The organism is Hydrogenovibrio halophilus DSM 15072, from assembly GCF_000384235.1.
Taxonomy (GTDB): domain Bacteria; phylum Pseudomonadota; class Gammaproteobacteria; order Thiomicrospirales; family Thiomicrospiraceae; genus Hydrogenovibrio; species Hydrogenovibrio halophilus.
Window position 1 is genome coordinate 1,678,501 of sequence record NZ_KB913033.1, and the last position, 26,724, is coordinate 1,705,224.

19 protein-coding genes are annotated in these 26,724 nt (G+C 54.2%); 8 read left to right on the forward strand and 11 right to left on the reverse strand.

Features of this window, described 5'->3' with window-relative positions; translation table 11 throughout:
- The first annotated feature begins 141 nt into the window (after positions 1 to 141).
- From A377_RS0108060 to A377_RS0108085, 5 genes are all read left to right on the forward strand, one after another.
- Positions 142 to 3,000 carry a CheR family methyltransferase gene (locus A377_RS0108060; RefSeq protein ID WP_019895765.1) on the forward strand — a complete coding sequence of 953 codons (2,859 nt, stop codon included), beginning with the start codon at positions 142 to 144 and terminating at the stop codon, positions 2,998 to 3,000.
- Positions 2,993 to 5,182 (forward strand): sensor domain-containing protein, encoded by a 2,190-nt coding sequence (locus A377_RS0108065; RefSeq protein WP_019895766.1) that lies wholly within the window; start codon positions 2,993 to 2,995, stop codon positions 5,180 to 5,182. The genes A377_RS0108060 and A377_RS0108065 overlap by 8 nt, the downstream gene beginning before the upstream one ends.
- A gap of 85 nt (positions 5,183 to 5,267) precedes the next feature.
- Positions 5,268 to 5,654, forward strand: coding sequence for a glycine cleavage system protein GcvH (gene gcvH / locus A377_RS0108070; protein WP_019895767.1), 387 nt, complete (start codon positions 5,268 to 5,270; stop codon positions 5,652 to 5,654).
- A gap of 198 nt (positions 5,655 to 5,852) precedes the next feature.
- A complete protein-coding gene (locus A377_RS0108080) occupies positions 5,853 to 7,061 on the forward strand; it encodes a class I SAM-dependent rRNA methyltransferase (RefSeq protein ID WP_051083152.1) in 1,209 nt (402 codons plus the stop codon).
- Positions 7,061 to 8,275 (forward strand): hypothetical protein, encoded by a 1,215-nt coding sequence (locus tag A377_RS0108085; protein ID WP_019895773.1) that lies wholly within the window; start codon positions 7,061 to 7,063, stop codon positions 8,273 to 8,275. Before A377_RS0108080 ends, A377_RS0108085 begins: the two co-directional genes overlap by 1 nt.
- 3 nt (positions 8,276 to 8,278) lie before the next feature.
- On the opposite strand, the gene lysA is transcribed toward A377_RS0108085, so the two are convergent.
- On the reverse strand, positions 8,279 to 9,553 hold the full coding sequence (gene lysA, locus A377_RS0108090; RefSeq protein WP_019895775.1) for a diaminopimelate decarboxylase: 1,275 nt from the start codon (positions 9,551 to 9,553) through the stop codon (positions 8,279 to 8,281).
- Positions 9,554 to 9,570: 17 nt separating this feature from the next.
- Positions 9,571 to 9,711, reverse strand: a complete 141-nt coding sequence (gene lptM, locus A377_RS13010; RefSeq protein WP_083919134.1) for an LPS translocon maturation chaperone LptM — start codon at positions 9,709 to 9,711, stop codon at positions 9,571 to 9,573.
- 70 nt (positions 9,712 to 9,781) lie between these two features.
- On the opposite strand from lptM, the gene A377_RS0108095 reads away from it, so the two are divergent.
- A complete protein-coding gene (locus A377_RS0108095) occupies positions 9,782 to 10,450 on the forward strand; it encodes an alpha/beta hydrolase (protein ID WP_019895776.1) in 669 nt (222 codons plus the stop codon).
- A gap of 12 nt (positions 10,451 to 10,462) precedes the next feature.
- On the opposite strand, the gene A377_RS0108100 is transcribed toward A377_RS0108095, so the two are convergent.
- From A377_RS0108100 to A377_RS0108130, 7 genes are all read right to left on the reverse strand, one after another.
- Positions 10,463 to 10,888, reverse strand: a complete 426-nt coding sequence (locus A377_RS0108100; RefSeq protein WP_157760800.1) for a hypothetical protein — start codon at positions 10,886 to 10,888, stop codon at positions 10,463 to 10,465.
- Between the two features lie 15 nt (positions 10,889 to 10,903).
- Positions 10,904 to 11,848, reverse strand: a complete 945-nt coding sequence (locus A377_RS0108105) for a PilZ domain-containing protein (RefSeq protein WP_019895779.1) — start codon at positions 11,846 to 11,848, stop codon at positions 10,904 to 10,906.
- A 9-nt stretch (positions 11,849 to 11,857) separates the two neighbouring features.
- Positions 11,858 to 12,490: a methionine biosynthesis protein MetW gene (metW, locus tag A377_RS0108110; protein WP_019895780.1), complete on the reverse strand. Its 633-nt coding sequence runs from the start codon at positions 12,488 to 12,490 to the stop codon at positions 11,858 to 11,860.
- Positions 12,490 to 13,632 (reverse strand): homoserine O-succinyltransferase MetX, encoded by a 1,143-nt coding sequence (gene metX, locus A377_RS0108115; RefSeq protein WP_028485384.1) that lies wholly within the window; start codon positions 13,630 to 13,632, stop codon positions 12,490 to 12,492. Before metX ends, metW begins: the two co-directional genes overlap by 1 nt.
- A gap of 31 nt (positions 13,633 to 13,663) precedes the next feature.
- The gene (locus A377_RS0108120) at positions 13,664 to 14,242 is read right to left on the reverse strand and encodes a YggT family protein (RefSeq protein WP_019895782.1); all 579 of its coding nucleotides are present in this window, start codon (positions 14,240 to 14,242) and stop codon (positions 13,664 to 13,666) included.
- 49 nt (positions 14,243 to 14,291) lie between these two features.
- Entirely contained in the window at positions 14,292 to 15,116 is an 825-nt protein-coding gene (gene proC, locus A377_RS0108125) for a pyrroline-5-carboxylate reductase (RefSeq protein ID WP_019895783.1), read from the reverse strand.
- 136 nt (positions 15,117 to 15,252) lie between these two features.
- Positions 15,253 to 16,524: a Glu/Leu/Phe/Val family dehydrogenase gene (locus A377_RS0108130; RefSeq protein ID WP_019895784.1), complete on the reverse strand. Its 1,272-nt coding sequence runs from the start codon at positions 16,522 to 16,524 to the stop codon at positions 15,253 to 15,255.
- Positions 16,525 to 16,698: 174 nt separating this feature from the next.
- On the opposite strand from A377_RS0108130, the gene A377_RS0108135 reads away from it, so the two are divergent.
- Positions 16,699 to 17,745, forward strand: coding sequence for a hypothetical protein (locus A377_RS0108135; RefSeq protein WP_019895785.1), 1,047 nt, complete (start codon positions 16,699 to 16,701; stop codon positions 17,743 to 17,745).
- 191 nt (positions 17,746 to 17,936) lie between these two features.
- Here the strand turns inward: A377_RS0108135 and A377_RS0108140 are convergent, their stop codons facing one another.
- Positions 17,937 to 19,931 (reverse strand): sensor histidine kinase, encoded by a 1,995-nt coding sequence (locus tag A377_RS0108140; RefSeq protein WP_019895786.1) that lies wholly within the window; start codon positions 19,929 to 19,931, stop codon positions 17,937 to 17,939.
- Positions 19,924 to 20,637: a response regulator transcription factor gene (locus A377_RS12820; protein ID WP_019895788.1), complete on the reverse strand. Its 714-nt coding sequence runs from the start codon at positions 20,635 to 20,637 to the stop codon at positions 19,924 to 19,926. The genes A377_RS0108140 and A377_RS12820 overlap by 8 nt, the downstream gene beginning before the upstream one ends.
- 167 nt (positions 20,638 to 20,804) lie before the next feature.
- Here A377_RS12820 and A377_RS0108155 point away from each other — a divergent pair, with 167 nt between their 5' ends.
- The gene (locus tag A377_RS0108155) at positions 20,805 to 26,630 is read left to right on the forward strand and encodes a two-partner secretion domain-containing protein (protein ID WP_019895792.1); all 5,826 of its coding nucleotides are present in this window, start codon (positions 20,805 to 20,807) and stop codon (positions 26,628 to 26,630) included.
- Positions 26,631 to 26,724 lie beyond the last annotated feature (94 nt).

Consider the following 26,724-nt stretch of genomic DNA (forward strand, 5'->3'; position numbering starts at 1 on the left):
GGCCAAGGCGGGTAAAAAATTTGGTAGCGATTGAAAAAGACGTTACGATGGGGTTGTGTGTATGGCATTTGTACAGATGTTGTAATGATTGAAGGTTTGTCGGGATCGCCAGTGTGACTGGGATCGTTTGAAGGATTAGAAATGACAGAACAACCGTATTGGTTATTTTTGGGGGCGTCAGCCGGTGGGCTGGAAGCGCTCAAACAGTTTTTATTGCACTTTCGCGCGTATGACCGCTGTTGTGTGGTCATCGCCCAGCATCTGGACCCCAAGCACCCGACCATTCTCAAGGATCTGTTGGAGCGGGTGACCGAAACGCCGATTGAAATGGTCGACAAGCCGGTTCGTCCCCAGGCAGGGCGGGTGTATATCATTTCTCCCGGGTTCAATGCACAAGTACACGATCACACCATTGAACTGACCCCCGCCGCTGCTGTGGGCCCCAAACCTTCCATTGATGTGTTGTTGCACTCGGCCGCTGAAGCCTTGCAGGAGCAGGCCGTCGTGGGCATTCTGTCCGGCACTGGGTCGGATGGTGCACGTGGAGCCATGGCGATCAAATCCAATAACGGCCTGGTGTTTGCCCAGAATGAAAGCACGGCCAGATACGCCGGTATGCCTCTGGCGGCAGTGGAAGCCGGTGCTGTCGATAAAACCGGCTCCCCGCAGGAATTGGCGGAGGACATTGCCGCGTTTCTGGAAACGGGCCACAAGGATTATCAATCGGTACGTCCCGATCCGAAAACCGATCTGGAGAAGATTTTTCAGCGTATTTATGACGTCACCGGTCATGATTTCAGTGGCTACAAGCTCAAGACCATTCGCCGGAGGCTGGCCAGACGCATGGCGGTCAATCAATTGAGCGCGGTAAAGGAGTATGTGCACCTGATTGAAACGTCGGAAGACGAAGTGCAGCACCTGTTCAAAGACATGATGATTTCGGTGACTGCGTTTTTCCGGGACCGGGAGGCCTTCCAGGCATTGGAGACCCTGCTGGAAAACGCCATCCGTGAGCAGGAGGAAGACCGTCCCTGGCGAATCTGGGTGCCGGGGTGTGCCAATGGTGAAGAGCCGTATTCGATTGCGATTGTGATGCATCGGATCAAGACCCGCCTCAACCGCGATATCGAATACCAGATTTTTGCTTCCGACATTGACGAGTACGCCCTGTCTCAAGCCCGAAAAGGGGTGTTCTCCGAAGCACAGGTCATGGATATGGATCCGGAAGTTCTGGATAATTATTTTATTCGGCGCGACCGCACCTATCAGCTTTCCAAAAAAGTGCGGGATCGGGTGGTGTTTGCCCGGCAGAACCTGATTATGGAACCGCCTTTTTCCCGTCTCGACCTGATCAGTTGTCGCAATCTGATGATTTATTTTTCCACCGAATTGCAACGTCAGGTGCTGCAAACGTTTCATTTTGCTCTCAATCCGCAGGGATTGCTGTTTATGGGCAAATCCGAATCAGCGTCCAGCACGGCTCCGCAACTGTTTGAAACCCTGGACAAAAAAGCCCAGTTGTATCAGCGCAAAGCGACCAACCTTTCCCAGCGCAGTGACCGCATTCAGAGCGCCAATGCGATCAAGCGTCAGGAACGCCCCACGGCCGTGACCGATACCGACCCGGAGGAAAAACAGACCATTGCCCACAAACTGGAGCAGACCCTGCTCAATGACATGGTGCCGGTGGCAATTGTGGTGGACAAGTCGGGTCAGATTCTGCACATTCGGGGCGATGTGAACCGATATTTGAATTTTCCTCAGGGTCGGATCGATACCAATATGCTGACCCTGGCCCGGGATGACATCAAGGTGGATTTGCGTGCGCTGATGGAAAAAGCCAAAAAAGACGGTGAAGCCTCCTCACAAGCGTTGTTTTACAAGGATTCTGATCAGGACATGGTCTTGTTCCTGTCTATCAAGCGCATGCGTTTTTCCGAGTCGCACAACAATCTTTATGTGGTGGCGTTTATTCCTACCGAACTGAGTTTGCCCTTTGTGGAACCGGGTGGGGGGCTGACGTCGGAGCAACATGCTTCCAAAAAACAGTTGCAGAAAGAAGTGGCTGTGTTCAAGGAACGCTTGCAGGCTTCGGTGGAAGACCTGGAGACCACCAACGAAGAACTGCAGTCCACCAATGAAGAACTGCAATCCTCCAACGAAGAGCTCCAGTCTTCGAACGAGGAGTTGCAAACCGCGAACGAAGAATTGCAGTCGACCAACGAAGAGCTTTCCACGGTCAACGAAGAACTCGAAGTCAAAACCCACGAGCTTGAGCAGGTCAATACCGATCTGCAAAGCATGCTTGAGAATATGAGCGAACACATTCTGTTGCTTGACAGCCGTTTGCGTCTGTTGCGGTTCACCCGACCGGCGAGCGAACTGTTTTCGCTGGATTCGTCCCATCTGCATCAGACTGTGACCACATTGGGGCTGGAGTTGGATGTGCCCAATCTGCGTCAGGAGCTGCTGAGTGTGCTGGAAAACGACCGAACAAACCAGCTTCGAGTGCGCGTGCTGAGCGATGTGTTCTGTTTGCGTCTGGTGCCGCATCAGTCGCCGGAGCGAGGCACCAGAGGGGTACTGATGTTCTTTGACCGTCCCGGGCAGTCAATGGATCAGAATGGCGATCAGGCCGAACAGATGCTGCGGCTTTTGGGAGAACAGCTGGGGTGTGGTCTGGTGGTGATTGACCAGAATGGGGTCATGACCTATGCCAATCAACAGATCAGGACGTATCTGGGGTATGACTGGGACGACATGGCGCTTCAGAATGTGAAGATGCTGATGCCGGACCCCTATCGCAGTCACCATGACAGTTACCTGGAAGATTACCAGAAAGGCGAGAATCAGGGGCTGATTGGCCAGTGGCGGGATGTGACCGCCCAGAAAAAGGACGGTCGCCGCCGCTTGCTGAAACTGAGAACCGAAGAAATCCGCCTGCATAACGAGTGCTATTATCTCGGCTTTTTGAAACCGACGGAGGGCGCACATGAATGATTCCCGTCGTGTCAGCTGGATTCTGAATGACATCGAAGCCTTTCGTGATGAAAACACGCGTCTGGTGGATGCGCTCAATGCCTGTGAAAGCGAGCGCAGCCTGTTGGGGCAGCAGGTCAGTGAACTGGAAAACGAATTTGAATTGATCGAGCGCGAACACCGTGCTTCGCTGCACAACTCGGATCTGTATCAGAAGATGTTTGACATCAGTCCGGTGCCCAAACTCCTGCTCACGCCCAATATGGACATCATGGTGGCCAATCCCGCGGCGAGAAAGTTTCTGAACCGGGAAATCGACGAATCGGTCAAATCCTTTCGCAAATATTTGCTCAAGGACGACAGTGTGGCGTTCATCAAGGCGTTTCGCCATTGGCAGTTGTCTGAGCGCTTTCCGCCCGAGCAGGTGTTTACCCTCAAAAGCGGTCAGTCGTTTACCGTGGAAATTCAATCATTGGACAATGTGTTTGAGACCACGAAATCTCCTGTGTTCATGGTGTTGTATCCGGTGGATTTCACCCGCATTACCGACCAGACGATGCGCCTGTCGCAACTGGCATTGCAACAGTTGCGCGAAGCGGTGATGATCACCGACAGCCAAAGCCGCATCATCAGTGTCAATCAGGCCTTTTGTGAAATCACCGGTTATGAGAGTGAAGAGGTGCTGGGGCACAACCCGTCTGTTTTGAAATCCGGGCGTCAGTCAGACCATTTTTATCAGGATTTGTGGCAGCATCTGCAGGAGCACGGCTGGTGGCATGGTGAAATCTGGAACAAACGCAAAAACGGCGATGTGTTTCCCGAATGGCTGCAAATCACCAAGCTTTGGGACAGTTATTCCAACCAGACCTATTATGTGGCCACGTTTTCGGACATTTCACCCAGAGTGGAAACGCAGAAACGCCTGGACCGTCTGGCCTTTTTTGACAGCCTGACCAATCTGCCCAACCGTTATTCGCTGCACAATCATCTCGACAACCTTTTGCTGCGCAAGCGTCAGAAAGACTCCGAGCGGGCTTTTGCCGTGTTGTTTCTGGACCTGGACAAGTTCAAGGAGGTCAACGATGCCTATGGTCACAGCGAGGGCGACCGGGTTCTGATTGAGGCGACACAGCGGATCACCGTCAATTTACGGGACGACGATTACGCGGCGCGTATTGGCGGCGATGAGTTTGTGGTGGTATTGACCGATCTGGAAGGGGTCGATGTACCGGAGCTTTGTCAGCGGCTGATTACGGCTTTGAATGCGCCGTTCAACATCGGTCCACGACAGCACTTTCTGAGCGCTTCCATCGGCATTGCGTGTTACCCGGAACACGGCTTTGAAACCGAAGATCTGCTGCGCCGGGCCGATGCGGCCATGTATGGGGCCAAGTCCCTCGGGCGCAATCGCTATCATTGGTTTGATATGGCGCTGGAAGAAAAAACCGCGTCCAATCACGACATGCTTCAGTTGTTGCGTACGGCCATTGAACAGCCATTAAACGTGATCGAAATGCATTACCAGCCCATTTTCTGCAAAGGTCATCAGTGGCAGGAAGTGGAAGCATTGGTGCGTCTGAAAAACGAGCAGGGACTGGTGATGCCGGGGGCGTTCATTGAATTGGCCGAGCATCACGGTTTGATTCAGCCTCTGGGGCTGGCGCTGTTTGAACGCATCTGTGCCGATCTGGCCGAACACACTTTGCCGGATACGACCCGGGTCGCGGTCAATCTGTCGGTGATGCAGTTTGCCGACGGAGATCTGATTGACTGGCTGGAAGCCTGTTGTCAGAAGTATGGGGTCGACCTCAAGCGCTTTAATTTTGAGGTGACCGAAACCGCGACCATGGAAAATCTGTCTCTGGTGGCGTCGGGTCTGACCGAGTTGCGTCAGAAACAGTGTCAGGTGTTGTTGGACGATTTTGGAACCGGTTACGCGTCCCTGTCAATGTTGCGCAATCTGCCGGTGGACATTCTGAAAATCGACAAGAGTTTTGTTGACGACATCGGTCATTCCAAAGTCGATAACGGTCTGATTGTGGCCATGATTTCCATGGCCCGGGCACTGGGGATGAAAACCATCTGTGAGGGGGTTGAAACTCGTCAGCAGGCGGACTGGTTGATAGAACAGGGCACGGACTACATGCAAGGGTTTTATTTTCAGCGTCCGCAGCCGCTGTCGCAGTTGGTGGAGCTGAGATAACCAGGCCTGGTGAAAACCATAAAACGATGACCGCTCTGACCAGAATTTGGTATCATCGCGGTTTTGGAGAATGCTGGAGGCGCGGATGAGTCCTTTACCCGAACATTTGAAGTACGCCGAATCCCATGAATGGGTGTATCTGGATCAGGATGGTCAGGCCGTTGTGGGCATTACCGACTTTGCGCAGGGTTCGCTGGGCGATCTGATGGACGTCAGTCTGCCTGAAATCGGTGCGATCGTGGCGCAAGGCGATGACGTGATGTCGCTGGAATCGGTCAAGGTCGCTTCGGACATTTATGCGCCTCTGAGCGGTGAAATCACCGAGGTCAACGACGCGCTGGAAGACGAGCCCGAATTGATCAATGACGAACCCTATGACGGTGGTTGGCTGTTCAAGCTGACACCCAGTGACACCGAAGAATTGTCTGAACTGATGGACGCCAGTGAGTATGAGCGTATGATCGAACAGTGATTGCCCCGTCCATCGTCTGAGGTCAGAAGCGGCTGAAAACGGCTGAAACGAACGGTCTTTTTACCCCGCTTCCGTTTTGTGCCAGACCTCCCATTACCCCATTTTTATCGCCCCGATCATTGGGGCGTTTTTGATTGAAGGGTCCTTTGAAAGTGTGAAAACATGATCCCTGGGACTCAATACCGTTTAAGGAACATTATGACTGCAAACACCATGCCGCAACTGGTGCTGAAAAACCGGGAAGACAAACGTCTGAAACAGGGACATCTGTGGGTTTACAGCAATGAAATCGACATTGAAAAAAGCCCGCTGAAAAGCTTTGAACTTGGCCAGCTGGTCAAGGTGGTCACGCAGCAGGGTAAGGCGCTGGGCACGGCCTACATCAACCCCAATCAGTTGATCTGTGCGCGCATGCTGACGCGCAATGACAAGGTTCAGATCAATGAAACCTTTTTCAAAAAGCGGCTTCAAGCGGCGCAGGCCCTGCGCGATGCCATCTATGAGCAGCCGTTTTACCGTCTGGTGTTTGCCGAATCGGATTTTTTACCAGGCCTGGTGATTGACCGCTTTGATGACGCCCTGGTGGTGCAGATCACGACGGCCGGGATGGAAGCATTGAAACCCATGCTGATGCAGGTGCTGGAAAACCTGTACCACCCGCGGGTGATGCTGTTTCGCAATGATTTGGCGTCGCGCGAGCAGGAAGGCCTGGCTCTGGAAAACGATTGGGCGCCCGGTTCCGAGCGCCCGGACACGGTGCCAATGATCGAAAACGGCGCGAAATTTGAGGTGCCGATTGTGGCCGGACAGAAAACCGGCTGGTTTTACGATCACCGCAGTGCCCGCGCGCAATTGCAGCAGTGGGTCCGCGGCAAACGCGTGCTGGACGTGTTCAGCTATGCCGGTGCCTGGGGGATTGAAGCCGCGGTGGCCGGGGCCACGGAAGTGACCTGTGTGGACGCGTCAGCCAAGGCGCTGGATTGGGTCGACCAGCATGCGCAACTCAACCAGGTGGGCGAGCGCCTGACCGGGATTGAAGGCAATGCGTTTGAGGCGTTAAAATCGCTGGCCGCCGAAGGCCACAAATACGATGTGGTGGTGGTGGACCCGCCGGCCTTCATCAAGCGCAAAAAGGACATGCGTGAAGGCAGTCGTGCCTATCAGCGCCTGAATGAGCTGGCGATCCGTCTGGTGCAGCCGGGCGGTGTGCTGGTGTCGGCCAGTTGCTCTTTTCATCTTTCTGGCGATGCGTTGCTGAAGCTGACCCAGCAGGCGGCGCGTCAGCACGATCGTCAGTTGCAACTGCTGGTGCAGGGCCACCAGAGCCCGGATCACCCCGTGCATCCGGCCATTCGTGAAACCGATTACCTGAAAAGTTTCTTTTTTCGGGTGACCGCAACCACTTGATGCCCAAAATGACGCCGACCTTTACCCAGCCCACGACAACCACCGCCTGGCAGGTGACGCCACTGGAGCGTCATCTGGCCAGGCAGACCTATTGGGATGCGGCCACCCAGACCCTGTTGGTGGATGCGCGCGGCTGGCTCAAGGACCAGCCGGGGGTGGTGGACGGTGTGATCACCGTGCCCGGCTGGGATGCGATGATGCTGTCGAAAGCGCCGATCCCGCGCTACCCGGAACAGCTCAAGGTTCTGGCCTGGCCGGATCACGGCGCTCTGAAAGACTGGCGAAAACCGATTCCGGCCTGGGTGTGGCAGAGTTGCGCCATGTTTCCCAGTCATCAGCTGCGGTTGCTGCATTTTGTGGGCCGTTATCCGCAATTGCTGGAGCTGCTGGACCACAGCCCGGTTCTGGCCTGGCAACTGGTCGGCTCGGATTTGAGTGAAAGCGACGTGGTGGCACTGCTGCAGGGCAAACAGACCGACCTGATGGCCGAACTGGGCTGGCCGGGCAAACGCGAAGCGCTGGCCTTTTTGCGCAAGCTGCGTCTGCGGTTTGTCAATGACGAGCTGGCCAACAGTGTCGAAACCTGTCTGCTGGACGACAGTCGGTTGCAGGCCCTGCAGGCTCTGCCCAGGGTCAATTCCATGGCGCTGGCGCTGGCCGCGCGCTTTCCGCAGTGGATCGGTACCCGTCTGCACTTAAGCCTGGCACAACAGCCTTGTCGGCCCATGCAATGTCAGAGTTTGCTGGCCTTGCTGCAGGACATGACCGATTTGATGGCGGCGTTGGATCTGCCTGACTCGGAGCGAGAAAAAGTCACTCAGTGCCGTTATCTGGTGGAAGTCGAACAGCTGTATCGACTTTGGGCCGATTTGCCGCTTCTGGTCGACACCGAATTTGACCAAACCGTTTCGCAGTTGCAACTGACCGAGCGACCGCGTTTGCTGGAAACCAAATCCGAGTGGGAAGCGCTGGGTCGCCTGCAACAGCATGCATGGTGGGTGGATTGGGGTCAGGCCAGCGAGCAGGGCGACCAACTGTATGCGTTTGTGCAGCAGGGCGTGGTGCAGGCCGCGCGGATTGACCCGGAAAAGCGCCTGAGCGCGCCGGCCAAAGCGCTGAAAAAGCTGCGTCAGAACGACAATGCGCTGCCAGAGGCCCAGGCCTGGTCAAAATGGCATCTGTGGCTGGCGGGGCAATCACCGAAAGAAGACTGAATTTCAGTCTTCGGGCAGGCAGCGTTCGCGGCCCATCAGTTCTTCATACGTTTCTCTGGGCCGGATCACATGGGCCTGGTCGCCATCGACCATGATTTCCACCGCCCGTGGACGGGTGTTGTAATTGGAACTCATGGTAAAACCGTAAGCGCCCGCCGACATCACCGCCAGATAGTCATTGGCCTTGAGCGTCAGCGGACGTTGTTTGCCCAGAAAATCGCCGGTTTCGCATACCGGGCCTACCAGATCCCATTCGGCCTTGAGGCCGTCTTGGTGTTCCACCACCGGCAGAATCGCCTGCCAGGCGTCGTACAACGCCGGGCGAATCAGGTCGTTCATGGCCGCATCAATGATGGCGAAATGTTTGTGTTCGGTCGGCTTGAGGTAAGTGACCTGGGTCAGCAAGGCACCGGCATTGCCGGCAATGGCGCGTCCCGGCTCAATCAGCACTTCGCAGTCCGGGTCGTTGAGGGTCCGCAGCAGCGCGTCGATGTAGACACCGATTTCCGGTGGCTGTTCGTCGTGATAATGAATGCCCAGTCCGCCGCCCAGATCCAGATGCTGAATCACAATGCCCTGATCGGCCAATTGCGCTTTCAGGGCCAAGACCCGTTCCAGTGCGTCGACAAAGGGCGCGATTTCGGTCAGTTGGGAGCCGATGTGGCAATCGATGCCGGTCACTTTGATCTGTGACATCTCCGCAGCGCGTGCATAAAGCGCGGGGGCTTCGTTGATGTCGACTCCGAATTTGTTGTCTTTGAGTCCGGTGGAAATGTAAGGATGGGTTTTGGCGTCCACATCCGGGTTGACCCGAATGGAGATGGGGGCGATGCAGTCCATTTCCTGCGCCACCATCTGCAGACGTTCGAGTTCGCTGTGGGATTCAATGTTGAAACAGCGGATGCCCACTTCCAGCGCCCGGGCCATTTCGTTGGCGGTTTTGGCCACGCCCGAAAACACGATTTTTTTGGGGTCGCCCCCGGCCTTGAGCACCCGTTCCAGTTCGCCCTGAGAGACAATGTCAAAGCCGGAACCCAGTCGGGCCAGCTGGTTGAGCACCGCAATGTTGGAATTGGCCTTGACCGCATAACAGACCAGATGCGGCTGATGGCCGAAAGCGCGGTCAAAGCGTTGCCAGTTGGCGACCAGCGCCGACCTGGAATACACATACAATGGCGTGCCGTACTGATCGGCCAGTCTGGCCAGATCGACCTGTTCCACGCTCAGGCGCTGGTCGTGATAGGCAAAAGATTCAAAGGCGGTGGGTTGAACGCTCATAAGGCTCCTGTGGCGGATTATTCGGATGAGTGGCTGACGTCAGCCGGTTGCGTGTCCGCAGGCTTTGCGCTATTCTCAGGTGGCGGCTGAAGTGGGCCTTTGCGACCGCAGGCGCTCAGCCCCAGCATGACAATCAGGGCAATGGATATGGATTTCATGGCGTTTCCTGAAAAGCGTCGTGAAGCCCGTTATTTTATCGAAATTCGCTCAGAATGAAAGGAAATATGGATGCATAAAACGCAGACCCCAACCGCCGTGATTCTGGAACCGTCTTGTGAAGCCAGCGCCTGTGTGATCTGGTTGCACGGCCTGGGAGCCGACGGCCACGATTTTGAAGGGCTGGTGCCGCAGCTGGGATTGCCGGCAGCGCATTCGGTGCGTTTTGTGTTTCCGCATGCGCCGGTTCAGCCGGTGACCATCAACCTGGGCGAATCGATGCGGGCCTGGTACGACATTCGTTCCATGGATTTGCAGGCCGACGTGGACTGGCCGGGCGTGGACACCAGCGTGGCACGGGTTCAGCAACTCATGTCCGAGCAGGTTCAGGCGGGCATTCCCGCCGAACGTCTGCTGATCGCCGGGTTTTCGCAAGGCGGACTGGTGGCGTTGGAAGCGGCCATGTCGTTTGAGTCGTCGTTGGCCGGGATTCTGGCATTGTCCACCTATTGGCCGCAACGCCCGAATCCGCAGACTGGGGTGCAGCCGCTGACCACGCCCGTGATGATCGCGCATGGCCTCTATGATCCGATTTGCCCCTGCACTTTGTCCGAGCAAACCCGTCAGCGCTGCCTTGAGGCCGGGTTTGATCCGCTTTATCACACCTATCCGATGCAGCACGAAGTCTGTGCCGAAGAGGTCGGGGACATCCGCGCGTTTTTGAACAAGGCGCTGGGATAAATATCGCTGATTTTAAATCATGCCTCTTTTGCGTGCCATTCTCAAATACTCGTGCTGAACGCTTTCTACCTTCTTGAGCCAGTCATAGAAAAAAGGGTAATTCCGCTGGGTGAGACGCTTCATTTGCTGAAGATTGGTTTCGGGCTCCTCAAGCGCCCATCCAGCGATATCCAAAAGTTTTTTGATGTATTTGGGCGGCATGGACGTATCAATGACAAAGTAACTGACCTTCGTCAGAATCACCGCATCCAGAACCTGATTCCATTGACTGGGCGTGAGATCGAAATCTTCACTCATGCGCTTGTCCGGACCGAATTGGCGCATGTCCATCAATTGCCGCAAACGGTAAAACTGCAAAAGGCTGGCGGCTGCTTCACGGGTAACGGGAGGCAGTTCATCCAGAAAATTGGCTTCGAATTCATGGTTCATTCCCGGCATGGCTTCTCCCTGTTTTTATAATTGAAAATCCATGCATTCTTCGATTTCGTAGCGTTGGATCTGATTCTGTAGAAAGTCCTGCTTCTGACCGTTTGGAAAATCGAAGTTGATGGCCACGCGTTCTTCGTGATGGCTGTCAATGCTGCGGGTGTCTACCACCGTGCCTTCGAATTCCAGAACCTTGTCCTGGTCTGGAAAATACAGAAACACATCCACCTTCTCAAATTGGGTAAACCGCTTTTTGTAACGGATGGCAATGCCCGAAGCGCTGATGTTTACCTTCATCCGTGGCCACTCGTCCGGGTAATGGCGCAAGATGTTGTCATCGTTGAGTTGCCGGTAGGCATTCAGGTGTGCATTGACAAACTGAACCAGATGAACAATGGCCTGGATCAAGGGAATTTTGTCGAAATTGCTTTTGGATGTCAGCATTTCCAGCGTTTCATCGATTTTGTAGCCGAGGGGCAGATGGCGATTGGCCTCAAAGTAATCGGGTTTGGAATGCCTGGCCGAGTTGAACATCGATTTCAGGTACGCCAGAAATTTTTCTTCAAGCATTTTGAAGTAACGGTAGGTTTTGGGCGAGGAAGGCAGCAATTCCTCAATTGCGGAAAACCCTTCTATGTCGGATTGCAGGCGAAACAGATACTGTGGGTCTTTTGCCGGATTAAGGCCTTTGGCCATCATTTGTGTCGCATCACCAAAAAATTCAATGTAGTCAATGACCTCCTTGAACATCTTGGTGACCACGACCTTCTGATCCTGAACTTTGTTCACCCAGTAAAGGGTTTCGTTTTTTTCGTTTTCGATGTACCGACGCAGTGTTGGAGGGAAGTAATCCAGCCCGGAGGCGTAAATTTCACGATCACGGATCGGTGAAGCCGGTGTGACGAAGGTCTTGACCGGCATGTCGATCCGATAAAAACGTCGGGCATTGCCTTTTTGAAACCAGCGATTCACTGTGAGCTCCTAGATTTTCTCGGGCTTGCGTTGCACCTGATACAGCGCGATTTCCCCCAGCCAGTTGGGGGCAAACCGCATTGCAAAGGTCGGCTGATGCTTGCTGTTGACGACCGTGCGCGCCACCACTTCAATGTCTTTTTCCTCACACAGATTTTCAAAATCGGAAAAGGTGCACAGGTGGATATTGGGGGTGTTGTACCAGGGGTTGGGCAGGCTGGTGTTCTGCGGCATTTTGCCGCCAAAAAACAACTGCGCCCGATTGCGCCAGTGGGCAAAGTTGGGGAAGGTGATGATGCTCTGTTTGCCCACACTCAGCATTTCGTCCAGCATCCGGTCCGGTCGGCTGACCACCTGCAATGCCTGGGTCATGATCACATAGTCAAAGGAATCCTGGTCGAAGTAGTGGCAGATGTCGTGACTGTTGAGATTGCTCTGGATCACATTGATGCCGCGCTCAACCGCGCCCACCACTTTTTTGGGGTCCAGTTCCATACCGTAACCGGTGGTCTGGCGGGTGCGTTGCAGGTGCGCCAGCAACTTGCCGTCGCCACACCCCAGGTCCAGCACCCGTGCGTTCGGGGCAATCCAGTCGGCAATCAGTTCAAATTCCGGGGTGAGGTCGGACGTGAGGCGATCCATCAGGCGACCTCCTCATGTTCGGCGGCAATGCGCTGCATATAGGCCCGGAACACGCCTTCGTAGTGCGCGTTGGGCAGCAGAAAGGCATCGTGACCGTGTTTGGAGTTGATTTCGGCATAGGTGACGTCGGCGTCGTTGTCGAGCAGGGCTTTGACGATTTCCTGCGAACGTTTGGGCGAAAAGCGCCAGTCGGACGTGAACGAGATCACCAGAAATTTGGCGGTGGTCTGTGCCAGTGCCTTGGCCAGACTGTTATCAAACTCCGCGGCCGGGTCAAAATAATCCAGTGCTTTGGTCATCAGCAGATAGGTGTTGGCGTCGAAGTTCTGTTTGGTGGCGAATTTTTCACCCTGATAACGCAGATAGCTTTCCACCTGAAATTCCACATCAAAATTGTATTTCAGTTTGCCTTCGCGCAGTTCGCGCCCGAATTTGGACCCCATCATGTCATCCGACAAATAGGTCAGATGCCCCAGCATTCGAGCCAGTGCCAACCCGCGCTTGGGTGTGGTGCCCGCTTCGATGAAGCGCCCGTGGTGAAATTCGGGATCGGTCATGATCGCGCGGCGAGCGACTTCGTTGAAGGCGATGTTCTGGGCGGAAAGCTTGGGTGCGGCGGCGATGACCAACGCGTGGCGCAAGCGATCGGGGTAATCCATGGCCCATTGCATCACTTGCATCCCCCCCATGGAACCGCCAATCACCGCCGCCCAGGCATCGATGCCGAGGTAGTCGCGCAGCACATTCTGGCTGTTGACCCAGTCTTTGCAGGTCACAATCGGGAAATCGGGGCCGAAGACGTCGCCGGTTTCGGGGTTGATGCTGGCCGGGCCACTTGATCCGTGGCAGCCGCCCAAGTTGTTGGAACAGACCACAAAAAAGCGGTTGGTATCAATGGGTTTGCCCGGACCGATGTACTGGTCCCACCAGCCCTGGGATTTTTCCTCGTCGTAATGCCCGGCCACGTGGTGATTGCCGCTCAGTGCATGGCAGATCAGAACCGCATTGCTGGCATCGGCGTTCAACTGGCCATAGGTTTCGTATGTGAGGTCGTATTGGGGCAGGCGCGCCCCGCACACCATATCGAGCGGCGTGGTGACATGCAGTGTTTCTGGGGCGACGAGACCTATGGATTCAGACATGCAGACATTCTAACGGATAAGGGCGCACAATTCATGCCGACAGTGCCAGCTGGGTGCCGATCTGAGCAATGCTGCCCACCACCACGATCTGTGTCAGTTTGATCGCCAGAATGGCCACAATCGGTGACAGGTCCAGGCCACCCATGGGCGGGATCAGGCGTTGGAACGGTGCCAGAATCGGTTGGGTCAATTGGTCAAAAATCGCTGTATTGGGGTTGGTGCCCTGAGAAACCCAGCTCAGAATGACCTGAATGATGATCAGCCAGAACATCATGTCCAACAGTTGGTTCAGCACCTCTGTGATCGATGAAATGGCTATCACGCCCACGCCGAAATTTTTGCCAGCCAGATAGCCGATCAGCACCACCGTCAGCGCCTGAATGATCAGGGCGGTGACAATGGCCGGCCAGTCCCAACGGTTTGGGTGGGGCAGAAGCTTGTTGGCCGGAGCGCACAGCGGGTTGGTGACCTTGGCAATGAAATGCACAATCGGATTGTGCCAGTCCACACGGGTGGCCCGCATTAAAAACCGCAGCATCAGGGCAAAAATGACCAGGCCTGCGATAAACTGGATCAGAAACAGACCCCCTTGTCCGATTGGCGAATGCATGTGTTGTCCTTGTTCTTGTGAATGTTGGTGTTGTGGTTACTGGGAACCTCTATTGTTTACCCAGTTCGTCGGCCAGGGTTTTGGCCCGGTCGCGGGAGGCTTCCATGGCCTCGGTCACGATGGCTTCCAGATCGTGGCGGGCAAACACGTCCAGCGCTTTTTCCGTGGTGCCGTTGGGCGAGGTCACTTTTTCGCGCAGCGTCTGACAGTCATCATGGCTTTCCAGCGCCATTTTGGACGCGCCGAAAGCGGTTTGAATCGTGAGCAAACGGGCGGTTTTGGCATCCATTCCCATTTTTCGGGCCACGTTTTCCATGGTTTCCATCAACAGAAAATAATAGGCCGGACCACTGCCGGAAACCGCCGTGATCACGTCCAAATCGTCTTCATGATCGACCCAGACGGCCATGCCAGCGGCGCGCATCAGGTGTTCGGCTTCGTCTTTCTGGCCCTGGCTGACCCGGGCATTGGCAAAGAGCCCGGCGGCACCGCTTTGAATCAGCGACGGCGTGTTGGGCATGGTGCGCACGATCGCCGTGTGTCCGCCCAGCCAGCGGTCAATGTCGGTGGTGCGCACACCCGCCGCAATCGAGACCATCAGAGGGGCCGAGGCCTGGACCGATGACTGCAGTGACTGGCACACATCCGCCAGTTGCTGCGGTTTGACCGCCAGCACCACCACATCGGCCCGTTTGACCGCTTCGGCATTGTCGGTCAGGCATTCGATGCCGTAACGTTGCGACAGATCGCGGCAACGTGCCTCATCCCGGTCGGTGGCAATCAGTTTGGCTTTGTCATAGCCGCTGGCAATCAAACCGCCAATCAGGCTGATGCTCATATTGCCCGCGCCGATAAACGCCAGTGTCGCACTCATGGCCACTCCTTATATCTGGTTCAAAACAGTTGCTCACATTATAACCGATCCTGCCGGTTTCCCAACAGCCTGAGCCCGAATGCAAAGCAACACAGGGCGTAAAAAGGGCAGGAGACCCGGGCGATCGGATTCGGCGTTATTTTTTGAATAACTTGTGATTGCCGCGTTGGCCAATGGCACCGGCCAATCGCTCCACCCCGTGAATGTAAGCGCTGGTGCGCAGGCTGCAATCGAATTTTTCCGCCAGATCGTACACCAGATTGGCTTCGCGGCGCATGATCTTGGACAGGCGTTGCTGGACTTCGGCTTCTTCCCAGTAAAACCCGGCCCGGTTTTGCACCCATTCAAAATAACTCACGGTGACCCCGCCGGCATTGGCCAACACATCCGGGATCACGGCAATGCCATTGTGCTGCAGAATTTCATCGGCCTGGGGAGAAATCGGCCCGTTGGCGATTTCGAGTACCGTGTTCGCGTGAACGTCTTCGGCGTTTTCCTGAGTGATCTGGTTTTCCATGGCTGCAAGCACCAGCACATCCACGTCCAGAGACAGCAATTCCTGATTGCTGATGACCTCATGGACGACCTCGTTGCAGACGGTGCCATCGCAGTAAACCGAATGCAGGGTATTGGTCTCTTCCTTGTAGTATTTGACATGATCCACCTGCAGGCCGTTGGGGTCGTGTATGGCCCCCACCGAATCGGACACGGCGACCACTTTGTAGCCTTCGGCCTGCGCCAGCCGGGCAAAGTGGTAACCGGCGTTGCCGAACCCCTGGACCGCCAGAGTGGTCTTGTTCCGGTCCCAGCCGTTGCGACGTGCGTATTCGTCCAGACAGAACAAAGCGCCCTGACCCGTGGCCTGAGTACGGCCCTGGGAACCATTCAGATAGATGGGTTTGCCGGTGATGATGCCCGGCACCTGACGCCGTGACAACACCGAATATTCATCGGCCATCCAGCCCATAATGGTGGCGTTGGTGTACATGTCCGGTGCCGGAATGTCGCGGGTTTCACCGATGACGTCGGCAAACGCGCGAATATAGCCACGTGAGAGCCGTTCCAGTTCCAGCTGAGACAGATCTTTGGGGTGCACCGTGATCCCGCCTTTGGCCCCGCCGAAAGGCAGACCGGCGATGGCGCACTTGACCGTCATCCAGAAGCTCAGCGAGGTCACCTCATCCATGTTGACTCGCGGGTGATAGCGTATCCCGCCTTTGGTCGGTCCGCGTGTGTCGTCGTATTGCACCCGATAGCCGGTGAACATCTGCAAGGTGCCGTCGTCCATGCGCACGGGAATGCTGGCTTTGATCGAACGTTTGGGCACCGAAAGTCGGGTGATCACTTCCTCGTCGACGTCGATGTGTTTGAAGACTTCGCTGAGTCGCTGCTTTGCGATTTCGAACATACACGCTCCTGATCGTCTGGTGGTGGGGCTTACGCGATAAGGCCCATTATGCCGCCTTAAAAACCGATTGACCAGTTTAAGTTTCCCCGAATTTGGCCGTTAATTCTTACGAGAACAAAAATAATGTGTCGCAAAGACGATTCAAGCGCACTCTGACCAGAAAAAGGAACGATTATGGCCTCACCGATTCAATCCAATCATTCACCCTTGCAAAGCCTGCTCTCAAATCATCGGCGAGCGGATCAGGACGAGAAACTGACCGGGCAGGACCGTGCCAATCAGGTCCGCCCTCCTGCTGCTGAGGCACAGAATCCGGCGCGTTCACAGTCGCCGGGGTTTTCGCCCAGTGCTCAGGGTTTGCAGGCCATGGCCAAAAGCAGTTCCTTTGAGCAATCGCTGTCTTACAGCCATACCATGACCCTGAACCTGCAGACGCGTGAAGGCGACAGCGTTCAGGTCGATTTTCGTCAGCTTTATGCCCAGTATCAATCCTATCAGGCGAATCAGTCTGCCGAATCCGGCCCGCAAGGCGCGCGTCTGTTTGAAAGCCGCGAGGCCATGGAAGCCACCGCGTTCGAAGAACGGTTTGGCTTTTCGGTGCAGGGCGACCTCAATGACGACGAATTGGACGCCATTTTTGACGTGTTCGAACGGGTGGGCAAGTTGGCGGATGAGTTTTTCAACGGTGACGTCGAAAAAGCTTTCGAACAGGCCCAGAGCCTGGAGATCGATTTTGGTCAGCTCAAAAGCATGGATTTGAATCTGGAAAAAACCCAGACCATGGCCCAGCGTTACCAGCAAACCCAGGCCTATCAACAGGGCGAAGCCCCCAAAGCGAATGAAAAAGGCGAAGCCAGTGATGTGGGCAAACTGCCGGAATATCTGCAGGAGTGGCAGGGCGTGATTGAGCGCATGGACGAACACTTTGCCCAGGCCCGTGAAAGCGTGGACAAAATGATGGCGTCGATCATGGGCCAACGTGAAGAGGTCGCGACCGAAGAAGGCGAAGACGGCGCATCGAAGGCATCACCAGCCAACTGGCTGGAGCGGGTTCAGGGTTTTCACGACCGTCTGGCCGAAGCCTTTGGCTTGCGTGATCTGATGCGTCCACAGGCCGATGCACAGACAGACGCTGACACCAGTGCCAATGCAGAGGGTGAGACGGGTGAAAATGCGGAAACTTCGGCTCAAGAAACGACCGGATCCGCCGATAAACCATGATAACAGAGGCCAAAAAAGGCCCAACCTGACAGAGTGCATCCAGACACTCTGCAGGGCAAAAAGGAGAGAACCAAAACCGGAAGTGGTCACAGACCGCCTCCGGTTTTTCTATGCCTGACAGAAACCTGATAATGGTATTTTTGACCAGGCCTGGTAAATGATGATTGTGGTCAATCCATTATGGTCAGGTGTCACTGAGCAAAAACAACGGGCAAACGCATCACAAACTGGACCTTGTCCTGTTCCACCAGATTGGCCGCCAGAGACCCTTTGTGGGTTTCGGCGATCAATTTCACCAGTGACAGTCCCAGACCAGTGCTCTCCTGTTGTTTGGATGAAAGGGTGCAGTAGGTCTCCAGGCTGTCTTTCAGTCTTTCTTCTGTCATGGGTGTGTCAGGTTGATTGACCACGCCGAGGGCGAGGGTTTGATCCGAGACAATGGCCACCAAGGTGATTCGTGAAGCTTCCGGTGAATAACGACAGGCGTTGTCCACCAAGTTGAATAGACCAATTTGCACAAGCGTGGCATCCATTTTGACTCGGGTGGTGGGATTGACTTCAACATGAAATTCAAAATGACGATCCGAATGAATACTTTCGACCAGTTCGATGGCCTCCTGCAACCAGGGCTGTAATAAAACCGTTTTCACATCGGTCGAAAGCTGGCCACTGATCAGCTGATCGGTGGAAAGCCAGTGCTCAAACAGGGTTTTCAGGCGCTTGGCCTGGCCTTCAATCGAGGCCAGGCGTTTCTCTGAGTGGTCAATGCCATGCTGGCGTTCCATATTGAGCGTTTCAATCTGGTTGAGCATCGCGTTCAAAGGGTTCTTGAATTCATGCGAAATCATGGCACCAAAGCGCATATAGGTCTTGAACGCACTTTGCACTTTATACAGAGAGGCCTGAATATTCTGAGTCCGTTTGAACACCTTGCGCTCCAGTCTGGACTGGTTGCTGGTCAATATTTTTTGATTTTCCAGGCTGTCTTCAAGCGAGGCCTGTTGCAGGCGATCATGCTCAATGCGCTCAATGCGCATGGAATCGGCCAGAGCAATGGCAAGTAACAGCATTTCCAGTGCCGACCCAATCTGGATACTGTGCGCCGTCAACGGGCTTGTTTCGACCCACCCAAAATTACGAAGCGTTGCAATAATGGTAGCCACCAATAGGGTCGACCAGGCGATCAGAAAAAAACGGGCCTGTTTGTAACCGCGTATCAGGCAAATAAACGCAACGATCATGGCAATGATGGCCCCAATCGGTGCGCCCAGGCTCAACAGCCAGGAAGGTGTGGTGGATGCAGGCCAGATCAGTACGGTGACGATCGACCCGAAAAAAGTCAGAGAAGTCAGCAACAACAGATTGTCCCCGACCGGGCTGTACAGCGGGGTATTCAAAAACCTTCGCGCAAAAACAATGGCGAGCAGGGACGCCAGATTGAACAGCACCGTGCCGATGATGGTCGTGGTCTGGTCATAAGGCATGCCCAGCCATTGCTGAGGAAACCCATAGTAAAAAGCAAGCGCTGAAGCCAACGCCGTGGCAAACAACACATAGTAACCAAATCGCCCGTCTCGAAGAGAGAGGAACAAAAACAGATTGTACAGAATCAGACTGGCGACCCAGCCAAAATACAAAGCCTGGGTAAAGTAGAACCCCTGTTTTTCTTCAGCAAAGGTTTTATGGGAACTGATGGTCAAAGGCACGGTCAGAGAGGCGCTGGTTTCCATTTTGATCAGCACCTGGTTCAGGCCATTTGCCAAAGGCAGATCATAGGCCAGATAACGGCTGGGCCACTGGTTTTTGTCGGTGTCAATCCTGTGAAATGCCCCCTGGTGGTTTTTCAAGTACAGATCAAACGCCAGGGGCGGGTAATATCCAAACTCCAGAATCCACTGATCCAGCGCACTCTGGTTGTCAATGTCAAACTTCAGCCAAAGGGTCTGGTTGCTGTAGCCAAGATTGAGGACCGAAGACTTTTGATGAGGGTAAAATGCCTGTTCAGACGCCAACACTTCCTTCAATGACATCTCATTCGGCGTCAGTAAATAAGTCAGTTGTGCATTGAGCGTGTACACCTGATCGGTGTTTTTGATTTGCAAGGGTTGCGCCAGGCCAGGCGTCATCCACAAAATGAGCAAGCCGATCCAGCCAAAACGAATCAAAAAACGCCCCCCGCTATGCATCGGAAGAGACCTGTAAATCAGATTTGAATGCATAGCCCACGCCCCGCACAGTAATCAGAGGCAGGGACAATGCCCCCGTTTCGGTGCGCACTTTCTGTCGCAATCGACGCACCAGCGTTTCCAGCCGCCGTTCGTCATAACTGGCCGGATCAGCCTGCAACCCCAGAATAATCGTCTGCCTGGAAACCGGTTGGCCACACCAACGCGCCATCGTCTGCAACAACCGTATTTCCGACAGCGTCAAAGGAATTTGATCACCGACAGGGCTGATCAGTTGCCATTGAGGCAGATCCAAATGCCATCCACGACTGCGCGCTGAGTCACGTTCTGGATAAGGCCTGGCCTCTGGCAAACGAGCGGCCAGATTTTCCAGTTGCAGATACAGCTCTCTGGCCGCCAGCGGTTTGCGCAAAAACACATCTGCCCCCAGCGCCAGTCCTTTCAGACGGGTGGCTTCCTGATGATGCGCCGACACAATGATCAGCCCTAGGCGCTGGCAGGCACTGGCGTTGTGTTGCAGCCACTCCAGCCCACAGCCATCGGGCAACTCAATATCGAGCACCATAATCTCAACCGGGTTTGACTGCAAAAGACGGCTGGCCTCTTTCAGTGTGGTCGCCTCATACACCACCAGATTGTGCAAACGCAAATAACTGGCCAGTGCCTCCAGTGTCTCGGTTTCGTCTTCAATCAACAATACATGCATGGCAATACGGATTTTTTCAAAAAAACAAATGTATCAGAACTCGGCGAAAAACCCCAGCAATGTCAGGTTTTGTCAGAAAGTGTCGGTTTGTGTCAGCTATGACAGGGCGTTTTTTAATAAGATGCGAAAAAACCAGAACATAGCAATGAAACCTGAGGAGCAATCACATGAGCCGCCACGCAAGCCTGAACCGAGTGTACCGCGTCGTCTTTAACCGAAGCAAAGGCGTCTGGCAAGCCGTCGCCGAAATCGGCAAAAGCGCCTGCAAAACGGCCTCTCCCCGCCAAAAAGCACCAGGCCTGGTCAAAACCCTGGTCGCACTGGCACAACAACTGACCCCCAAAGCCCTGATCGGCTCCTTGTTTTTTGTCTCCGCCTCCGCACTCGCCGCCGAACTGCCGCAAAACGGCCAAGTCGTCGGCGGTCAAGCCCAGATTGACAGCAACGGCCAAGACATGACCGTTAAGCAATCCACCGACAAAGCCGCCATCGACTGGGACAGCTTCGACATCGGCAAACACAATTCCGTCACCTTTCAACAACCCGACGCCAGCGCCGTGGCGCTTAACCGCGTCACCGGCTCCGACCCCTCCAAAATCCAAGGCGCACTCAACGCCAACGGCCAAGTCTTTCTGGTCAACCCCAACGGCATCACCTTTACCCAGGACGCCCAAGTCAATGTCGGCGGCATCGTCGCCTCCACCCTCGACATCGACACCGACGACTTCCTAAATGGTAACTACACCTTCCAGGGCGACAGCAGCAGCGCCATCGTCAACCAAGGCAACATCCAAAGCCAGGATGGCTATGTCGCCATGATCGCCGCCCAAATTGAAAACAGCGGAAACATCCAGGCCAACAACGGCTCCGTCGTCATGGGTGCCGGACAAAAAGTCACCCTCGACATGGGCGGCCCCGTCAAAATCGAAATCCAAGAAAAAGCCCTCAACGCCCACATTCAAAACGGCGGCGCCATCAAAGCCGACGGCGGCCTGGTCTACCTCACCGCCCAGGCCGCAGGCGATCTCGCCAGCAGCGTCATCAACAACGACGGCATTATTGAAGCACAAACCTTAGAGAGTGGTGAAAGCGGCGAAATCTACCTAATGGGCGACATGGACAACGACCAGATCCAGGTCGGCGGCACCCTGGATGCCAGCGCACCCAATGGCGGCGATGGCGGTTTCATTGAAACCAGTGCGGCCAAAGTGGACATTCAACCCGATATTCAGGTCACCACTCAGGCCGATAATGGCCAGACTGGGGAGTGGCTGATTGATCCCATTGATGTGCAGATTATTGACGGCGCGGATGAATCCAACCTCACAGGATCAGACCCGGCAACGAATGCTGATGACGTCACCAAAATCCACAACGCCACCATTCAACAAGCCCTGACCAGTACTGATGTCACCATTCAAACACCAGATGAGGGAACTGGAAATGGCGATATCACCGTGGATGCCCCGATTACCTGGGCTGCCAACACCCTAACGCTGGATGCCGATCGAAATATCATCATCAATGACCATCTGGATGCCTCTGGCGGGGGTGAGGTTTTTTTGAAATACGCTCAAACCGTTTATAATCCTGAAAACGAAAATTGGGATGGTAACTATATCATTAATGCCCAAAACGGCTATAAGGACACCATTGATTCAAGTCGGGATTACAACGGCAAAATTTCACTTGGTGCCAACTCGAGCTTTTCTACTCAATCGAGAAATGTTTCATACAACAAGGTTGTTGAATGGACAATCATTACTTCCCTAGGCAGTGCAGGAGACGAAGTTAATGATGCTCTTACTCTTCAAGGCCTAGCCAATACAAGCAGAGATATCCCCCACCCAGAGCATGATGGCTTAACAGTCAAACTGGCGAAAGGAAACTTTGTTCTCGCCAATGATATAGATGCCAGCGATACGGCCAGCTGGAATAATGGTGAAGGATTTATTCCTATTGGAGATAAGAGTCGCACCATGTTCCAAGGGAAATTTGACGGATTGGGCCACACAATTTCCGGTTTAACGGTTAACTCCTCTCGCCGCGACAGTGGTATCGGGCTCTTTGGCGCTGTTGACGCAGAGTATACTCATACTCCCCCAGAGATTCGCCATACCATGCTGACCAACCTGTCCATTACTCCCACAATCAGCAGCAATAATCTTGTATCCAATGTAGGCGGTCTTGTGGGCTTTGCAAGAGATGCAAAGCTAGATGGCAACTACGTACAGGGGCAGATTGTTTTACCGGAAGACATAGAAAACTCTGAAAATATCGGTGGTCTGGTGGGAGATATTCGGGATTCAACAATTGAAGGGTTTTTTGATGGGGTTTTTGGCCAACAACCTAGCGGCGTTTCATTGGTAAGTCGCTCTAATGCCCAAGTCAACATCGAGGGTGGCACAAGAAATATTGGTGGCTTGGTCGGTGTCTCGCGTTCATCAGTGACGCACAGTATTGCCTCCGGTCAGGTGAATACGGTTGGAACAGATGTTGGTGGCTTGATCGGTAATATGCAGATGGGTGCAAAGGTCAGCCATGTTGCTGCTTTGGGAAATGTGACGGGTGTAAGTAACAGTATTGGTGGGCTTGTCGGAGCTGCTTACAACGAAGGACTGGCTATAGATCATGCTGTTGCTACGGGTAATGTGACCGCCAATGCAGGCGCTGATCCCGAAGTCGATATCTGGCTGGGTGGTTTGGTTGGCAATCTGTCCGGTGGGCGCGTCGCCAACTCGTATTCAACGGGGAGTGTTACGGTCAATGGTTCTACGGTATCACCTGATATTAATGTGGGTGGGCTGATCGGTTACTACAATGACGAAAGTTTGCCGGAAGACGGCAATGTCTTAACCAATGTTTACAGTAAAAGCGCCGTCAACATTAATACCACCAATGCCGTTGACCCAAACATCGGGGCTTTGGTTGGAACCATGTTTGAAAACAATGCAACCGCTGAAAACAGCTACTGGGATACTGACCTGACCGGACTGGATACAGCCGGGAATGTTGATGGCGCTGTCGGTAAAACCACCGAAGAGCTTCAGAATTCAGACCTCTACACCGCCTGGAGCGATGAATGGCAGCAGGATGAAAACATCAATGACGGTGCCCCCTACCTGCCGTTAGCGTTGGCTGAAGTGAGTGAGCCGGAACCAGCGACGCCACCCTGCACTGTCACTGCAGGCATGCCCTCATGTGGCACGGTAGTGAACGGCAATGGTTCCATTGGGGAGATTGTTGACAATAATCTGACCATCAACCAAACCGATGCCAAACTGACCATTGACTGGGAACACTTTGATATTGACGCAGGCAACACCGTTCATTTCGACCAACAAGGCAATGCGGATTGGAGCGCTCTGAACCGCGTCACCAGCTCTGACCCCAGCAATATCATGGGCAACCTCACAGCCGATGGCCATGTCTATTTGATTAACCCCAACGGCATTCTGTTTAGCCAGGGTGCTCAGGTTGATGTCGGTGGTTTGGTCGCTTCCAATCTAGATATCGCCAACACAGACTTTGAAGCAGGCAACATCAATTTTACAGCCCCTACTCAAGCCGCGCAGGTGTCGATTGAAGACACGGCAAACTGGACCCTGGGGGACGGGGGCGTCACCCTCGCCGCCGCATCTGACCTCTCCGTTTCAGACGCCGCACCAGCAGAAAACACGTCCGGCCTGTCTTCCAATGCACTGTCAAATATTTTGTCAGAAACCGATGCCTATCTGAAAGCCTCTGCCGCCGGGGATGACCAGGGTGACATCACTGTCAGCAAGGATGTCCAATGGTCTCCTGACACCACACTCACTTTGGAAGCGGAGAACAATATCAATGTCAATGCGCTCATCAGAAAAACAGTCGTTGACGGTAATGTTTACGGAGGCGGTGTTAAATTTGATGCAAAAAACAACCATGATGCGGTTGTTTTCGGTGAAGACGGATTGGTCGTTGCCATTAACTCTGACCAGCTTCAATGGATCAATACCGCTGTAAACGGGAATTACGCAATTTACAGACCCATAGACCTTGAAGGTGTTACCTGGACACCGATTGCAAACTTCAACGGTACGTTAGATGGAGGAACACAACCTGTAGAAAACCTTACCGTTGATGACGTAACCGCGAATGGTAATGCCGCTTTTTTTGAGAGCATTGGCCAAAACGGGGTGGTTAAGTATTTGCAATTTAAAAATGCCAGCATCCTTGCCCAGGATACCAGTGGCCTAAGTGAAGTGACTAATGTTGCGATACTGGCTGCTGAAAATGCAGGGAAGATTGAAAATGTCATTGTTGGCTCAGATTCCATCGTCGGCAATGGTTCGCTCGATGTCTATCGCATAGGTGGGCTGGTAGCACTGGATAATCACGGGGACATAGATAACAGTTCGTTAAACTCTTCAAAAGTTATTGCGAAAGAAGTGTTTGCTGCCGGAGCCCTTGTGGGTCAGCAAAGAGGAGGCACCCTAACGGGTGGCACCTCTCAACTGACCGATGTGACAGTTGAAACGTCTATTGCCCAAAGTGTTGATCAACCAACCCCTGGCGCCGTCGGCGGCCTGGTTGGGCATGTAGATAGCAATGCAGAGATATCAGGCAGTTGGGTTTGGGGTAACAAAGTAACCGTGACGAATGGGTCTAATGCTGGTGGCATGGTTGGACATATGGATGGTTCAACACTTAAAACCTCTTATGCCCAAGGTGGTCCAGGTTTTGTTGACGGAGAAAACTTTGTTGGTGGTCTGGTAGGCACAAGTGCCTTCTCCACCATTGAGCAAACGTATTCGACATATGAAGTTGAAGGGGATTGGTTTGTGGGCGGCCTGGTTGGGCTCGCTGAAAACTCACAGGGTCAGGCAGCGACTATACTTAACAGCTATGCAACAGGAAGTGTCAGCGGTACCAATCACGTAGGCGGATTAGTTGGTAAGACTTCGAATGATAGAATTATTCGGTCTTATTCGATAGGCCAAGTGATTGGGCTGGATGATGAAGAATTGGATAAAGTAGGCGGACTCATAGGAACTGTTTATAACTCTGACACAAATATCGTGCTGGTAGAAAATAGCTTGTGGGATACAGACACCAGTGGCAACAGCAGTGACCTGGGTCAAGGGAAAGGGTTTGGCCATCCTACCAGTGGCTCTGTTGGAATGGATACGCTTAAAACCTACGAAAACTATGGATGGGATATAGTCGAAGATCCAGACGTTCCTTCCGACTACAAATACCCTGTTTTGAGTTTTACAACACAAAACCCAGGAGATAGCGTTTGGAAAATCTACGGGGAAGCTGAACCGGCACCAACCCCGGCACCAACGCCGGAACCAACGCCAGAACCAACGCCAGAACCAACGCCAGAACCAACGCCAGAACCAACGCCAGAACCGACGCCAGAACCAACGCCAGAACCAACGCCGGAACCAGCACCGGAGCCAACGCCGGAACCAACGCCGGAACCGGAACCACAGGAAACGGCGACCGGTGATGCACAAAGGTCTGCAGCGCAAGCGGGGCAACTGGCGCAAACCGAGCCAGCAGTTGAAGTGGCCGCACCACAAATGCCACAGCCCCCTCAGGGCGGTGTGCCTGACGCCGCGCCCACACAGATTGGCGGTTTGCAGGTGGTCAGCGTCTCCAGTGGGGGCAATCAGGGCGGCGGAGATACCGGCAATGCGAATGCCGATGATTCCGCGCCTGAGACCTCTGGTTTGACACAAGCCCCTGCTGGCGGTGGTCAGGCCGGGACACAAACTGTGTTTGTGGTCGATGGCGGCATTCGCCTGCCTGGTGAAGCAGCAGCCGGGGCAGGAACATCAGCTGGCGCAGGTGCATCAGGTGGAACAGGAGTATCTGGTGGAACTGGCGCGCCCGCTGGGGCAGGTGGTCTACCGGGGCCAGGCGCAGAAGCAACCGCACCTGATGAAGCGGAAGGTGAAGCCGATCAAGCACCAGCGGAGGCGGCAGCACCAGCTGACCAGCCGTAGTGAACCGAGAGTGACTGTGACCTAAAGCGCCCCGATATCACATCGGGGCCTTTCCTCTTTAAATACATAGCACGCCTTTGAGCGTCATCACCCA

What these genes read in the sequence shown, in the direction of transcription:
- metX (WP_028485384.1), bottom strand. Translation starts at nt 13,632, where the DNA reads ATGTCTGAATCCATAGGTCTCGTCGCCCCAGAAACACTGCATGTCACC.
- lysA (WP_019895775.1), bottom strand. Translation starts at nt 9,553, where the DNA reads ATGAGCGTTCAACCCACCGCCTTTGAATCTTTTGCCTATCACGACCAG.
- A377_RS0108060 (WP_019895765.1), top strand. Translation starts at nt 142, where the DNA reads ATGACAGAACAACCGTATTGGTTATTTTTGGGGGCGTCAGCCGGTGGG.
- A377_RS0108065 (WP_019895766.1), top strand. Translation starts at nt 2,993, where the DNA reads ATGAATGATTCCCGTCGTGTCAGCTGGATTCTGAATGACATCGAAGCC.
- proC (WP_019895783.1), bottom strand. Translation starts at nt 15,116, where the DNA reads ATGAGTGCGACACTGGCGTTTATCGGCGCGGGCAATATGAGCATCAGC.
- A377_RS0108130 (WP_019895784.1), bottom strand. Translation starts at nt 16,524, where the DNA reads ATGTTCGAAATCGCAAAGCAGCGACTCAGCGAAGTCTTCAAACACATC.
- A377_RS0108095 (WP_019895776.1), top strand. Translation starts at nt 9,782, where the DNA reads ATGCATAAAACGCAGACCCCAACCGCCGTGATTCTGGAACCGTCTTGT.
- A377_RS0108140 (WP_019895786.1), bottom strand. Translation starts at nt 19,931, where the DNA reads ATGCATAGCGGGGGGCGTTTTTTGATTCGTTTTGGCTGGATCGGCTTG.
- lptM (WP_083919134.1), bottom strand. Translation starts at nt 9,711, where the DNA reads ATGAAATCCATATCCATTGCCCTGATTGTCATGCTGGGGCTGAGCGCC.
- metW (WP_019895780.1), bottom strand. Translation starts at nt 12,490, where the DNA reads ATGGATCGCCTCACGTCCGACCTCACCCCGGAATTTGAACTGATTGCC.
- A377_RS0108100 (WP_157760800.1), bottom strand. Translation starts at nt 10,888, where the DNA reads ATGCCGGGAATGAACCATGAATTCGAAGCCAATTTTCTGGATGAACTG.
- A377_RS0108080 (WP_051083152.1), top strand. Translation starts at nt 5,853, where the DNA reads ATGACTGCAAACACCATGCCGCAACTGGTGCTGAAAAACCGGGAAGAC.
- A377_RS0108085 (WP_019895773.1), top strand. Translation starts at nt 7,061, where the DNA reads ATGCCCAAAATGACGCCGACCTTTACCCAGCCCACGACAACCACCGCC.
- A377_RS0108155 (WP_019895792.1), top strand. Translation starts at nt 20,805, where the DNA reads ATGAGCCGCCACGCAAGCCTGAACCGAGTGTACCGCGTCGTCTTTAAC.
- A377_RS0108120 (WP_019895782.1), bottom strand. Translation starts at nt 14,242, where the DNA reads ATGCATTCGCCAATCGGACAAGGGGGTCTGTTTCTGATCCAGTTTATC.
- A377_RS0108135 (WP_019895785.1), top strand. Translation starts at nt 16,699, where the DNA reads ATGGCCTCACCGATTCAATCCAATCATTCACCCTTGCAAAGCCTGCTC.
- gcvH (WP_019895767.1), top strand. Translation starts at nt 5,268, where the DNA reads ATGAGTCCTTTACCCGAACATTTGAAGTACGCCGAATCCCATGAATGG.
- A377_RS12820 (WP_019895788.1), bottom strand. Translation starts at nt 20,637, where the DNA reads ATGCATGTATTGTTGATTGAAGACGAAACCGAGACACTGGAGGCACTG.